This window comes from Methanosarcina barkeri 3 (assembly GCF_000970305.1).
GTDB lineage: Archaea > Halobacteriota > Methanosarcinia > Methanosarcinales > Methanosarcinaceae > Methanosarcina > Methanosarcina barkeri_A.
Map to the genome: position 1 here is coordinate 4,546,724 of NZ_CP009517.1, position 13,723 is coordinate 4,560,446.

A 13,723-nucleotide genomic window follows, 5' to 3' on the forward strand; every position below is an offset into this window, starting at 1 on the left:
AGTAGGGACTAAAGTAAATATCGGGATTAAGCCAGAAGTAGGGATTAAAATATAATTGAACGTGGAACAGAAACTGGAATACAATCCCGAATTGAATTCAGTGTTGAGAAACCGTATAAAAAGGAAAAGCTGAACTTCCACAAAGGCAGGGAAAATTATGGATATGTCAAAGTATATGGACATTTTCAGGGCAGAGTCTGAAAAATACATCAAAGAGTTGAGTGACTCCCTGCTAGTGCTTGAGATTGATCCTGAAAATACGGAACAGATGAATACATTATTTCGTGCAGCTCACACATTTAAAGGCATGGCTGCAACTATGGGGTTCAAGCAAATTGTAGAGTTAACGCATGAAATGGAAAGTTTGATAGACAGGCTACGCACACGGCAAATTGTACTTAATTCTTCTTTGATTGATGTTCTCTTGATATGTGTGGATACCCTTGATGAGCTTGTAGAAAATGTCTGTAAAAGTGAAGGAGATAAGCCTGGAAAAGAAAAAAAAGAGAGGGCTAATAAATACGAGTTCTATCCTGAGGTTTACGAAGTGATAAAAACATTAGTGGAGTTAAATGGTTCTCCTGAAAAAGCCTTCATTGAAAGAATAGAAGATAATAAGCTCCTTTCTGCGAAGAAAAAATCAATAAAAGAGATTGATCGACTACAGAAGGAAGAAAAAAACCTAGCTTATCCAAGATTGAGTCCTAAAGTAAAAATTATTCAAAATTCAAGAATAAGTACTGAACAGCTCGACAAATTGATGAACCTTGTGGGTGAGCTCGTAATTAACCGGAGTAGAGTAAACGAACTTACATGCAATCTGAAATCAAAGGAGCTTGAAACTGCACTTTCGGATTTTCATAAACTAACAAGAGAACTGCAAGATGAAGTGATCGAGGCAAGAATGGTGCCCCTGGACCATATTGCCTATGTTTATCCCAGAATGATAAGAGATCTCGCACGTGTACAAAACAAAAAAATCGATTTTGTAATCAAAGGGAAAGAAATTAAGCTCGATCGAACTATTCTCGAAGAAATCGGGGATTCCCTGGTTCACCTGTTAAGAAATGCAGTAGATCACGGAATAGAAGTTCCGGAGAAGCGTGCGGAGCTTGGGAAAAAAGAGAATGGCACTATACTGGTTGCAGCTTCAAGACAGGAAAACTTTGTCTTTATTAGAATAGAAGATGACGGACGTGGAATAGATACCAATGAAATCAGGAAAGTTGCATTAAATAAAGGAATTATCTCAAGAGAAAGTACGGAACAGCTTGAGGAAGAAGAAGTAATGCAACTGATCTTTACTCCAGGTCTCAGTACCTCTGACAGTGTTACCGATGTCTCCGGAAGGGGAATAGGAATGGATGTTGTAAAAAATAGAGTTGAGCACCTCGGAGGGTCCGTAAAAGTTGAGTCAAAGCCTGGACTTGGTTCCAGGTTCGAACTGAAACTGCCTTTAACCATTGCAGTTTATCAGGCCATGCTGGTAAGAGTTAGAACGGAAAAGTACGCAATTCCTTTCACAAACATAGTGAAAAACATTGAAGTTAGTTCTCAGGAAACCAAACATATCAAAGGACAGGAAGTCATTTTAATAGACAATAAAATTCTTCCACTTTTTAGATTGAGAAAGCAGTTTCAGCTACCTGATAATGACAATGAGAACAATATTTACATAGTTATCGTTGAAAAAAGTGGGCAATATATTGGGATAGTCGCCGACGAGCTTCTTGGAAAACAGGAAGTAATAGTAAAAAGTTTCAAAAGCAAGCTTCTTGATAGTACCAGAGGGTTTGCAGGAGCGACAATTCTGGGTGATGGAAATGTTATTTTAATTATCGATGTTAACTCCCTGATTTGAATATGTAAGAAACTTTAATTTGGACAAAAAACCTGGATAAAGACTGCTGATGAAGAAATGGGTAACGATCCAGTTAGAAAGGGAAATGATAATAAAATAAACATAGAGAAAAATAAAGGAAAAAGTAAAAGGTTAAACAAAAAGATAAGTAAAGAGATAAACAAAGAGAAAAGTAAAGAGATAAACAAAGAGAAAAGTAAAGAGATAAACAAAGAGAAAAGTAAAGAGATAAACAAAGAGAAAAGTAAAGAGATAAACAAAGAGAAAAGTAAAGAGATAAACAAAGAGAAAAGTAAAGAGATAAACAAAGAGAAAAGTAAAGAGATAAACAAAGAGAAAAGTAAAGAGATAAACAAAGAGAAAAGTAAAGAGATAAACAAAGAGAAAAGTAAAGAGATAAACAAAGAAAAAAGTAAAGAGATAAAAGCATGTCAAAATCTGGAAAAGATCCGGGCTTTGAACTTTTAAAGAGAACTATTAATAGAAACATTGGCTTTAACTGTGAACATTATAAGGAAGCTCATTTCAGGCGTAGACTTAATTTGCGTGTCCGAGCCACCAATTCAGAAAGTTATGGAGCGTATCTGAAACTTTTGGAAAAAAACCCTCAAGAATACGAGTCCCTTTTTGACGCTCTTACTATAAACGTCAGTGAGTTTTTCCGAAATCCAGAAACCTTTAGAATAATAGAAAAAGAGATCGTTCCTTCTCTTATTAAAAACAGATCAGGACTATTCATTCGATCAATTCGCATCTGGAGTGCTGGTTGTGCGGCAGGAGAAGAGGCTTATTCTCTTGCTATTCTGCTGCACAGGACCCTGAAAAACGATTTTAATAAGTATAGAATAAGAATTATATGTACGGATATTGATACTCAATGTCTGGAAAAAGCCAAAAAAGGTGTTTATAATGAGAATTCGCTTAAAAATCTTGATCAAGGCATAAGAGAACGTTATTTTTTAAAGCAGGGAGATATGTACCAGATAATAGATGAATTTAAGAGTATAACACAATTTAAATGTCACGACTTAATTTCAGACCCCAAAATCGATCATTTTGATCTTATTGTCTGCCGAAATGTAATGATATACTTTAAAAAGGAGATTCAAGAGCAATTACAGCTTAATTTCTACAAGGCTCTCGGAAAAGGAGGATTTTTTATAATAGGAAAGTCCGAAACACTGCTTGGGGATGCATCAAGTCTTTTTAGACCATACAATACAAGAGAGCGCCTGTACATAAAAGAAATCTAAAGAGGCACTATGGAAGAGATCAGGAACCTAAGAGTTCAAGCGAATATGAATGTTGGGCACTTAAAGAGCTCGAAAACATAAAGATAGGAATTTTGCCACTTCTCTCTATAAGCTAACAAGCAGTCCTATTCAGATCTATTTTCATAAATATAGACGATGTGAAAAATTTTGGTAGATATGGGATAAATCCAAAAGAACTTTGAAATAATTCCAAACAATATCTAAATGAATTTGAAAGAGTTTTTAAATAATTTCTAATAATCCATAATCCAAGAAAAATTTATAAATCGGAGAATTTTTCAAGATGACCGACTCAGGCATAATTGTAGTGGGAATAGGAGCCTATGCATTATCTAAGAGTCCAGTTAAAATTAAAACTTCTGGGTTGGGTTCATGTGTCAGTATAACACTACACGATAGGCGGGAGAAAGTAGGTGGGCTTGTCCATACAATGCTTCCGAGTATAAGTCATTCAAGGATAAAAGATAACCCTTTAAAATATACGGACTTCGGTATAGAATATCTTACAGCTGAGATACTAAAAAAAGGCTCATCCAGAAAAAGGCTCGAAGCAAAAATTGTCGGGGGAGCACATATGTTTGAAAATCGAAATCTGAAAATAGGTGAAAGAAATGTAAAGTGGGCCAAAACCACCCTGGAAAAGTTCGAAATACCAATTATAGCTGAGGACACCGGCAAAAATTATGGACGTACAGTAACCTTTGATACTTCTACTGGCGATCTCCTCATAAGGACTATTTTGAGAGGAGATAAGATAATCTAAAAGAACCAATCAGTTTCTATCTTTAATTAGTTTTTATTTTTACTCTACTTTGCCTTTTTTCTTTTTTATGTTTTACTTATTTTTTACTCTCAATTTGTGAAAAAACTTTTAAGCCAGAGCCTGGAATCGAACCAGGATAGAATGAGTCTGCAGTCCACTGCGTAATCTTTCCGCCATTCTGGCACTCAGATTCACAACTGTGAACTGTCAACCCATTAATCCTAGACTTTAATATTTAGACCTATTTTTTGAGGCAAAAGCTGCATTTTATGGAAAGAGGATTTGATATTTTTCTTCAAGATTTTCTGCTTGTATTAATAAGGAAATATTTAAGTACAGTAAATTGCTGCGTACTATCTGTACAATATATAGCAAAAATATTTTTGAAAAGAATACAGTAAGCTATAATATTCAAAGAAGACAGAGAGATGAATAATGGATAAAGAGCAATTTCAAGAAATTTATTTGAAATCAGATTACTATTGGGGTAAAGAACCTAATGAATTGGTAAACAAAGTTTTAGAGTTTATTCCTGATAGCCAAATAACCAATAGAAAACTGGTTGATTTAGGTGCTGGAGAAGGTCGGGACAGTGTTTTCTTTGCTCTACGAGGTTTCAATGTTTTGGCTGTTGATATTGCACCTGCAGGTTTAGAAAAAGCGGTTAAGTTAGCCAAAGAAAATGATACAATTATAGAAACTATAGGAGCAGATATAAACGATATTGTTTTACCAAAAATGTTTGATGTCGTTTATTCTATTGGAACTTTGCAATACATTAGACCAGAAAATAGAAAACGCCAGTTTGAAAACATAAAAAATAATACCGAAAATGGTGGCATCAACGTAATGTGTACATTTGTCGAACATCCTGATGTTGAGATTGCCCCTGATTGGGGTAAAAATGAATACCTTTATGAGAGTGAGGAACTTCAGAGCTGTTATTATAAAGATTGGGAACTGCTTTACTCTAATGAGTTTATATTTGATTGTAAATCAAGCAATATTCCCCACCAGCACGCAGTAAGAACCATAATAGCCAGGAAACCTAGTAATTTGGGGCGATTAGGTAAATAAATTCTACATGTGTATCTCTGTGGAATGTGGATCAAGCTATTGACCCGATCAAAACTCGCAAAAATATATTTTTTGACTCTATTTATCTTGAACTTGACTGTAAGTGTCAAATTCTTCAAGCTTTTTTAATGAATTTTGTATATATATTTTAGTTCTTCAAACTCATATCTCATCAGCGATATGAGTAATTGCGATAAACCCAAGGATAATAACTCCATAAATGCTATCATCCGACCACATCCCCAACGGTTTAATGTTGATTTCGTTCTTCAACAAACAGAATATTGGTAGTGTACTTGAATTATTGATCAATTCCTAAAAAGCAAATACATCCATCTTATTCGAGGAAAATGTAGAGAGAGTCCTGTGCATATGTTTTTCAATAAATCATGTCCACTACTAGAATATTTTCTCAATAGAATTCTTTTTCTGTAGGTTATCGACTCATTATAAAATAATTTGCTTTTTAATTCACTTTCGTTTCTTCACCTTTTCTCTGAAAAATTATATATTTGATATAAATATTATAATTACATTATTAGTTCCATTAATAAAGCAAAAGAAAATAAAAGTAGCATAAAACTTTAAATCTGTATCTGAGGCTAGCTCTAAGGTAAAGTAACACTCTGAATATACTTGAGTACAACTCCTAGTACAGTTTAAGTATACTTTGAGCAATACACTAAGGTACTTCAGGTAATACTGCGAGTACACTTGAAGTATACATCAAGTATAACATTAAGTATTCTTTAGATAACACTCTGAGCACTACTCTAAAATTCTTTGAGTAACCCTTGAGTAAATACCATACCCTCAGTCATCTGTAAGATATTTAAAAAGTTGTAGAAGACGAGAAAACAGGGAAACCAAACCTGACAATTCGCGAACTAGTTTCAAGATAGTAATATTAAGCAAGTGAGAGATTTTTATGGAAATCAACGGAGTAGAAATCGAAGATACATATGCAGAAGCGTTTCCGATCAAGATTGCACGGGTACTCATAACAGCTGCTACCAAGCGCTGGGCCCTTGTGGCAGCTACTGAAGCTACAGGTTTTGCAACATCCGTTATAATGTGTCCTGCAGAAGCCGGAATTGAGAGGTTAGCAAGCCCCAGCGAGACCCCTGATGGCAGGCCTGGAGTTTATGTTCAGATCTGCACTTTCAAATACGAAGCTCTTGAAGAACAGCTTCTTGAAAGGATTGGACAATGTGTACTTACAGCCCCTACAACTGCAGTCTTCAATGGGCTTCCCGAAGCTGAAAAACAGTTTAATGTGGGCTTTAAACTCAAATTCTTCGCAGATGGAATGGAATCCGAAACCCAGATTTCAGGCCGCAAAGTATTTAAGGTACCAATTATGGAAGGAGACTTCCTGGCCGAAGAAAATATAGGAGCTGTAGCTGGAATTGCAGGCGGAAATTTCTTCATTTTCGGAGACTCTCAAATGACCGCCTTGACCGCAGCCGAAGCTGCTGTTGATGCAATTGCAGAGCTCGAAGGTACAATTACCCCCTTCCCAGGCGGTATTGTAGCCAGTGGATCTAAATCCGGAGCAAATAAGTACAAGTTCTTGAAAGCTACCGCAAATGAAAAATTCTGCCCTTCCATAAAGGATAAGGTTGAAAACACTGAAATCCCTGCAGATGTCAATGCTGTTTATGAAATTGTCATCAATGGGCTTGATGAAGAAAGCATAAAAGCTGCCATGAAAGCAGGAATTAAAGCTGCTGTAACTGTTCCGGGCGTTAAAAAGATCTCAGCAGGAAACTACGGCGGAAAACTGGGTAAATATCAGTTTAAACTGCATGAGCTCTTCTAAACTCTAAAATTTTTTATTTTTCTTCTCTATTCTTTTTCTTTTTGTTTCTTCTCTATTCTTTTTCTTTTTGTTTCTTCTCTATTCTTTTTCTTTTTGTTTCTTCTCTATTCTTTTTCTTTTTGTTTCTTCTCTATTCTTTTTCTTTTTGTTTCTTCTCTATTCTTTTTCTTTTTGTTTCTTCTCTATTCTTTTTCTTTTTGTTTCTTCTCTATTCTTTTTCTTTTTGTTTCTTCTCTATCTTCTTCTTTTCGTTTAGTCATTGTAGAACACGTTAATATAACAATTTTTTATAAAAAAAGGCTATAAAGAAAAATTAAAGGTTAACTACCTAGCTAATTTTTAACAATATATAAAATAACATACTAAATCGACAGACACTAAATTCACAGACACCAGAAGAATGAAAAATTAGAAAAATATTAGGACATCAGGGTACCAGAAACATCAGTATATTAATACCAAAAATTTAGAGCTTAACTTTAAAGTCAGTTTAGATATTGAAGACCTTAGAACTTAACTGATTAAAGCCTTAGATATCAAAAACTTTAGAGCTCAATAAATTGAACCAATAGATATCAAAGACTTTAAGAGTCCAAATTTAAGAGTCCAAATTTAAGAGTCCAAATTTAAGAGTCCAAATTTAAGAGTCCAATTTAATTAGTCATAGATGTAAAAGACTTTAGAGTCCAATTGCGTTGAACCCAGAAAGTAGAACATCTCTCGGGTCAATGCCAGTTACATGCATCATGACATAAGCTGCAACGAAGGTTCCTGTCATACTTCCTATGTTTGCAAAGCTTGCGACAAGGAGGACTCGCATGAACCTGTTGTTGAACATCTCCTTGAAGGTTTCTATTTCTCCCAGTGCTTTTAAGTCTGCGGTAGTAGGGTTTCGCTGTTTTGCTTCTACAAGACCAGCAAACCAGCCTGCGGCAATAAGAGGGTGCAGAGTAGTTAGCCAGGCAACCGAAAAGGCAGTCAGAACCGAGTAAGGGTGGCCGCCTGCAAGTAAAGTACCGGCTGCACTTAGGGTTCCTGTAATAATAAACCACCACCCGAAGGCTATTAACAGAAGTTTCAGAGGAACGCCAGAAAGCAGTAATAGCAAAAAGAATCCAATTATAACGGCAACAAAAGCAAAGCCAACAATCTTTCCAAGACTTATGCGTTTCTTTGGAACCTGCATAAGACTATGCAGGGAAGGAACGCTTTTCGGGTTTTTCAGATACTTAGTCACTCCTGGCTTATGCCCGGCTCCAATTACCACGACGATTGTTTTATTCCCACCTGCCGCAACCTTAAGAATGCTTCCTGCAAGATATGCATCCCTTTCATCAATGAGAACTTCAGCCGCAGTCGGGGCAAAATCTCTAAGTTCGTTTACGAGGCCAGTTACAACGTCTGTTTTTGTAATTTCATCTATATCTATTTCGGTTCCTTTTCCTATTCCTATTAGGCCACCTAACAGAGAGCCGATCATCTTGATTTTTTCCGGGAACTTCATTTTTCCCCAGAAACGCTGAAGGGTCACCTGGATATCCCTGTCAATTAAAGCAATATTAGCCCCTATAGATTCAGCTTCTTCAATTGCGGCAAGCATCTCGGCTCCGGGTTTTACACCCATGTCGTCACCGATCTTTTTCTGTACATAGGCAAGCAGCCAGTGAATTATGTAATAGTAAACCTTGCCTTCAGTAAGAATATCCTTAATAGGCACCTGTTTTTCCTGCACATTACCCTTCAGAGAATCATAACGTCCCCTGCAAAGCTCGACAGCTACAATATCCGGTTTCAGATCTCTTATAGCAGCCTTAACCTCGGCAACACTCTTTTCCGAGACGTGAGCAGTTCCTATAAGCACAACTTTTGATGGCTGGCATTCAGCCTGATGTGCATCCGAGAATTGGGAAGGTGAAGGAACTGAAACTTCGGAAGCTGAATCAGGAATAGGTTCTGTAATAAGTTCGGAACTTATGTCAAGCTTTGTTTCAAGCTCGTTAGGTTCTATTTTAGATGCTGGCACAGAATTTTTTTCTTCTTGCGGCATATTAACTGAAGAACCAGAAATTTTAGACTTTCCGACAGAAGTTAAGGTTTCTTCGGATTCGGTCACAAGTTTGTCCATAGAATATATTGACTCCTGAGATGAAATATGAAAATTGTAGTCAGGGTCCCTGTCCTGAGAATCTGTAATTTCAGGTTTGATCATTATTAATCTCTCTGCTGCGATGCTGTTAAGGTGATGTGCAAAAGCACGTTCCTTGAAAGACTACAGTTAATCGCATGAGTAATTAAATTCTTCACATAAAATAACCAAGCTATAAAAAAACTTAGCTATAAGCAGCTGATTAACTGGTGGTAATTATCTGCCAGAGATTTATATTTTGCTGCTTTCAAGTTTTATCTTATATTCATATTTTGTTGTCTTCAGGTTTTATTCCTAGATTTATTTTTTGCCTTCGGATTTTATCCTTAGTTTCCATAATTTTCATTTTATATAATTATTCATAAACCTATCTAATATATTCTTATATAATTTTGGAAAAGTATTAATTTAAAGAACTTAAAAACTTAATAGTGTAGGGTCTTTTGATAAAAATATCTTTTGATGAAAATTTATGTTGGTAACCTTTTTGATAAATTCCCTGATAAAATTTCTTGTACTAATTTTCTCTTAATAAATTTCACTTAGACTCTTCTTTGATGACTTGACAACCTCTTTGCTTGAGACTCTCTGTAATGTAAAATGTTTAGGACTTACTCTGATCTTAGTTTCATGATCCGTACAAGATCTGTTCTTGAAAGTATCCCTACGACTGATCCGTCATCAATAACCATTACTCTACCAATATTTTTAGAAGATACGAGTCTCAGAACATCACTTGCCTGAGCATCCGGAGATACCGAGATGACATCCCTAGTCATAATATCAGATACTTTGGCCACTGGACGTTCAATAGAAGGAACACGCTGGATATCCGTAAACGTCACAATTCCTTTCAGGCTGCCTCCTTCCATTACAGGGTAACCCATATGTCTCTTCTCAAACATGAACTTAACAAGATCTTCCACGCTCATGGAAGGACTGACTGAAACCACATTCCTGGTCATAATATCCTTTACCCGAATATTTTCGAGAGTTACCTCAGCCCGAGTAGAACGCTCTTCTTCAGATGCGCCGACGTAAATAAAGAGTGCGATCAAAGGAAACCAGGGGTTGCCTATGAAAATTCCGAAAATCGCCATAAGAACGGCAAAAAACTTCCCTACGGCTGCTGCACTCTGGGTAGCTTTCACATAAGACATTCTTCTTGCATAGAAAGCGCGAAGTACTCTACCTCCATCCATTGGAAAAGCAGGCAGCAAGTTGAAGATCCCGAGTATAAAGTTCATAATTCCAAGAATCCAGATAACAAGGTATATCGGGTTTTGAGAAAGTACAGGATTAGGGGAAATTAGATTCCCATATATTAAAAGACAGAATAAGCCTATTACAAGACTTGTAAGGGGTCCGGCAGAAGCCATTTTTGCTTCCTGTCCAGGTTCTCTGGGTATCTTCTCCATAGCCGATACTCCTCCAAAAAGAAAGAGAGTAATGTTCTCAATTTTAACCCCATAACGCATTGCCAGGTATGAATGTGCAAGTTCATGCACAAGGATCGAAGCAAAAAGCAGAATAGCAGTCAGGACTGAAAGCGAATATCTTGTGACTGACGGTTCAACTCCTTCAAAACCAAAAGGCTGCGGGTTGATCGCAAACGCATAAGCAAATATGGGTAATATGAGAAGAAAAGTTATGTGCAACCTTATAGGTATACCCATAACACTTCCGATTTTCACTGACGATTTCATGAGATAAATACCCCCATTTTCATTTTTATAATATTAAGCAGATGATTAAATATCGAATCTGAACTAATGCAAACCGAATAAAGTTGAACTTGAATTTAAAATATCAGATGCAGACTGTCAGGAATAGTACAGCTCATGAGAGTGGAAATTTGCAGGTAGTTCTGGCCATAATTCCCACTGGAACTGACCTTAACATTCCCTTAAATTTTCTAATTCTGATCATAAACCCTTTCAATTAACTTCCCCTCATAAAGTCAACTTGTAAAGTTTCCCTGATCAAGTTACCTTATAAATTTTTCTCTATAAGTTAAACGACCCCATTTGTTATTTAGCGATAATATTATACATATCTGTTTGTATGTGACTAGTGTCTTAGAAATTTAATTGTTAAGCATAATCTTTAGCTTCTCTTCATCATACAACGATTTTAAGCTCATTAGATCATTAATAACTAAACTTTCATGATACTTGTATGTGACTAATATGTGACAACAAATTAAAGCAATTAAGCGAAAACCGAAGAAGTTATAAGAATAAGAAAGGAGTAAAATTTAAAGTTCTGCTTTGCTTAAAGTTCTGCTTTACTTAAAGTTCTGCTTTACTTAAAGTTCTGCTTTACTTAAAGATCTGCTTTACTTAAACTGCTTTACTTAAAGTTCTGCTTTACTTAAAGTTCTGATGTTATTTTTCTCAAATCTTGCAGGAATTCTTCTATATCATGAGCTGTGTTATGAGGCATAAGGACCAGGCGAAGAGATCTTGGGCTGCGAGTGATTGAGACATTCCAATTAAATTTAGTTAAGAGTTGCTCTCGCACAAGATCAGGGTTCGGAACTCTCAGGGCGACCACGTTCATTACAGGCTCAATAAGAGGTTCGAACCCTAATTTTCGAGCTTCTTTGACTAATTTTGCGGTAAGCTGCATGCAGTACTGTACATTTTTTCTATATCCTTCACGTCCAAGATACTTCATAATAGCATAAGTGGCAGCGGCTGAAGCTCCACTGCGAGTACCCGTGAGAGTAAATTGAGACTTTGTTGTAAGATATGGAGTGTTTACCTTGAGGGACTCCATGAAAAAAGGAGATTTGAATAACAGGGCACCTGAGGGAATTGTGGAAAGGCCCATTTTATGAGGATCTATTGCAATGGAAGTAACGCCTGGAACTTTAAAATCAAAAGAATATGGCTTTTCAAGGAACGGAATCACAAACCCTCCGAAAGCTGCATCAACATGCAGGAAAAGCTCATTCTCAAGAGCAAGTTTTGAAAGTTCCTCAATCGGATCTACCTGGCCAAATTCCGTATTTCCTGCTATCCCTATGAGTCCGATAGTGTTTGCATCTATCAGACTTTCTACAGATTCGATGTCCACTCTGAATTCAGAATCCAGAAGAGCTCTTTTAACCTCAATGCCCATCATATTGGCTACCTTATCAAATGAGAAGTGAGCTGACTCAGGAACAACTATATTGAGGACATCACCTGCTCTTTTTCCACCCTCAGTCACGAGATTTTTCATACCCCTAATAGCCTGAATGTTGGATTCCGTACCTCCTGTTGTAAGATAACCGCAAACCGAACTCTTACATGAATCTCCTGAAGGAGTTTCAACAGACTGAAAATGAAGAAGTTCTCCCAGCATCTGGATAACTTCTTTTTCCAGTCTGTAGGCACCTGCAAAAAGTCCCAGATCACCCAGATTAGCCTCAATAAATAACCTGTGAGCCTCAACCGCGATTCTGTGCGGATGAGTACACATTGAACTTAAAACCCTATAGTAATCCGTATCTTCTGACTTTACATCTTCCAGATAGGAAAATATCTCTTTCTCAGAAAGACCCTGCTCATTCATGTGGGTAAAGTAAAACCAGTTTTATTTAAAATACTTATGGAATATACCTGCTAAATTATCAAGTAACTTTCTTAAAGATGCATGAGAATCTCATGTACATCAAAAGAGATGAACTTTCAATGAATGATTAAAAAGTTAAGAAGAAGTTTCACAAAAAAGATATGTAAGCAATAATAGGGCAAAGGATTATCCAGGAGGATAGAGACATTCTGTTGATTTCTATTAACTCAATACAAGATTTAAAAAGAATGTATGTTAAGGTACCATAACTGTATTAATGTCTGCTTTAGAGGGAGACCCCTTTATTTCGATTGGAAAGACTTCCATAGACCTAGAAAATGTAAATTTCTCAGAATATGTAACTTAAGTCTTTCAATACTTTGAAAATCAACACTTTTTCTATAGATTAAATCGTCAATATGATGAAGATATTAAATCAATCTTATTTTTATTAAGAAAAAGCATTCTAAAAACAAACCGATTTTTTAATAATAACTTATATATAGTATTAGTTTTATAACCAAACAACATTATTTTGCTGTAAACAAAATAAAACTCAATTTTATTTTGTTGCCTTGAAGCTCTAATCTCTTTAATGGAAATCATGGGGTCCGGGGGTTATATAAACTTTCCAGTCGAAATAAAGGGGTCTATCACATGATTTTCTTTAACTTCCTTTTTTCTCCTAACTTCCTTTTTTCTCCTAACTTCCTTTTTTCCCCTAACTTCCTTTTTTCTCCTAACTTCCTTTTTTCCCCTAACTTCCTTTTTTCCCCTAACTTCCTTTTTTCTCCTAACTTCCTTTTTTCCCCTAACTTCCTTTTTTCCCCTAACTTCCTTTTTTCTCCTAACTTCCTTTTTCCCCTAACTTCCTTTTTCCCCTAACTTCTTCAACTTCCAATTTTTCCTAATTCCTTAATTTTTCCTTATCTCTTTCTTATTTTTTCAATATAAGGAATTTTTAATTCGTACACCCAGAAATTTCTCTAAAATTTCTTAAATTCTGTAAATTCATTTATTTACGGTGATTCTATTTACATAATTCTAATTTTTATCTCAAAATTTTTATACTTCAATTTTATCCAAAAATATTATTATTTTTTATAACTTACTCCATTTGAAAGTAAGGGTTTTTAACTCAGTCTCAATTAGTTTTGAAACTTATAACTTTTTTATTTCAAATATACTCAAGCTATTCAATGTTGGTTTTTGTGGCAGA

At 35.8% G+C, this 13,723-nt stretch carries 9 protein-coding genes and 1 pseudogene; 6 read left to right on the top strand and 4 right to left on the bottom strand.

Translation table 11 applies throughout. The features are described from left to right. Positions 1-157: 157 nt before the first annotated feature. The 5 genes from MSBR3_RS18640 to MSBR3_RS18660 all read left to right on the top strand — a co-directional run bounded on the left by MSBR3_RS18640 (position 158) and on the right by MSBR3_RS18660 (position 4,975). Complete coding sequence (locus MSBR3_RS18640) at positions 158-1,861, top strand: chemotaxis protein CheA (RefSeq protein WP_048109781.1); 1,704 nt, start codon at positions 158-160, stop codon at positions 1,859-1,861. A gap of 57 nt (positions 1,862-1,918) precedes the next feature. Then, a complete protein-coding gene (locus tag MSBR3_RS20550) occupies positions 1,919-2,329 on the top strand; it encodes a hypothetical protein (RefSeq protein WP_048109782.1) in 411 nt (136 codons plus the stop codon). Further along, positions 2,290-3,114: a CheR family methyltransferase gene (locus tag MSBR3_RS18650; protein WP_048109783.1), complete on the top strand. Its 825-nt coding sequence runs from the start codon at positions 2,290-2,292 to the stop codon at positions 3,112-3,114. The genes MSBR3_RS20550 and MSBR3_RS18650 overlap by 40 nt, the downstream gene beginning before the upstream one ends. Positions 3,115-3,418: 304 nt before the next feature. After that, positions 3,419-3,898, top strand: a complete 480-nt coding sequence (locus tag MSBR3_RS18655; protein ID WP_048109786.1) for a chemotaxis protein CheD — start codon at positions 3,419-3,421, stop codon at positions 3,896-3,898. A gap of 435 nt (positions 3,899-4,333) precedes the next feature. Continuing rightward, complete coding sequence (locus MSBR3_RS18660; RefSeq protein ID WP_048109787.1) at positions 4,334-4,975, top strand: methyltransferase domain-containing protein; 642 nt, start codon at positions 4,334-4,336, stop codon at positions 4,973-4,975. A gap of 29 nt (positions 4,976-5,004) precedes the next feature. Here the strand turns inward: MSBR3_RS18660 and MSBR3_RS19695 are convergent. Then, positions 5,005-5,260, bottom strand: a pseudogene (locus MSBR3_RS19695) (IS1634 family transposase); the annotation flags it as partial. A 643-nt stretch (positions 5,261-5,903) separates the two neighbouring features. Here MSBR3_RS19695 and fhcD point away from each other — a divergent pair. Beyond that, positions 5,904-6,797 carry a formylmethanofuran--tetrahydromethanopterin N-formyltransferase gene (gene fhcD / locus MSBR3_RS18665; protein ID WP_048109789.1) on the top strand — a complete coding sequence of 298 codons (894 nt, stop codon included), beginning with the start codon at positions 5,904-5,906 and terminating at the stop codon, positions 6,795-6,797. Positions 6,798-7,476: 679 nt separating this feature from the next. Here the strand turns inward: fhcD and MSBR3_RS18670 are convergent. From MSBR3_RS18670 to mfnA, 3 genes are all read right to left on the bottom strand, one after another. After that, positions 7,477-9,006: a TraB/GumN family protein gene (locus MSBR3_RS18670; RefSeq protein WP_048109790.1), complete on the bottom strand. Its 1,530-nt coding sequence runs from the start codon at positions 9,004-9,006 to the stop codon at positions 7,477-7,479. Positions 9,007-9,554: 548 nt separating this feature from the next. Continuing rightward, positions 9,555-10,649, bottom strand: a complete 1,095-nt coding sequence (locus MSBR3_RS18675; RefSeq protein WP_048109792.1) for a CBS domain-containing protein — start codon at positions 10,647-10,649, stop codon at positions 9,555-9,557. A 667-nt stretch (positions 10,650-11,316) separates the two neighbouring features. Continuing rightward, on the bottom strand, positions 11,317-12,504 hold the full coding sequence (mfnA, locus tag MSBR3_RS18680; RefSeq protein WP_048109793.1) for a tyrosine decarboxylase MfnA: 1,188 nt from the start codon (positions 12,502-12,504) through the stop codon (positions 11,317-11,319). Positions 12,505-13,723 lie beyond the last annotated feature (1,219 nt).

Excerpts from the sequence above, each read along its gene's own strand:
- MSBR3_RS18640 (WP_048109781.1), top strand. The coding sequence starts at position 158 with ATGGATATGTCAAAGTATATGGACATTTTCAGGGCAGAGTCTGAAAAA.
- MSBR3_RS20550 (WP_048109782.1), top strand. The coding sequence starts at position 1,919 with ATGGGTAACGATCCAGTTAGAAAGGGAAATGATAATAAAATAAACATA.
- MSBR3_RS18650 (WP_048109783.1), top strand. The coding sequence starts at position 2,290 with ATGTCAAAATCTGGAAAAGATCCGGGCTTTGAACTTTTAAAGAGAACT.
- MSBR3_RS18655 (WP_048109786.1), top strand. The coding sequence starts at position 3,419 with ATGACCGACTCAGGCATAATTGTAGTGGGAATAGGAGCCTATGCATTA.
- MSBR3_RS18660 (WP_048109787.1), top strand. The coding sequence starts at position 4,334 with ATGGATAAAGAGCAATTTCAAGAAATTTATTTGAAATCAGATTACTAT.
- fhcD (WP_048109789.1), top strand. The coding sequence starts at position 5,904 with ATGGAAATCAACGGAGTAGAAATCGAAGATACATATGCAGAAGCGTTT.
- MSBR3_RS18670 (WP_048109790.1), bottom strand. The coding sequence starts at position 9,006 with ATGATCAAACCTGAAATTACAGATTCTCAGGACAGGGACCCTGACTAC.
- MSBR3_RS18675 (WP_048109792.1), bottom strand. The coding sequence starts at position 10,649 with ATGAAATCGTCAGTGAAAATCGGAAGTGTTATGGGTATACCTATAAGG.
- mfnA (WP_048109793.1), bottom strand. The coding sequence starts at position 12,504 with ATGAATGAGCAGGGTCTTTCTGAGAAAGAGATATTTTCCTATCTGGAA.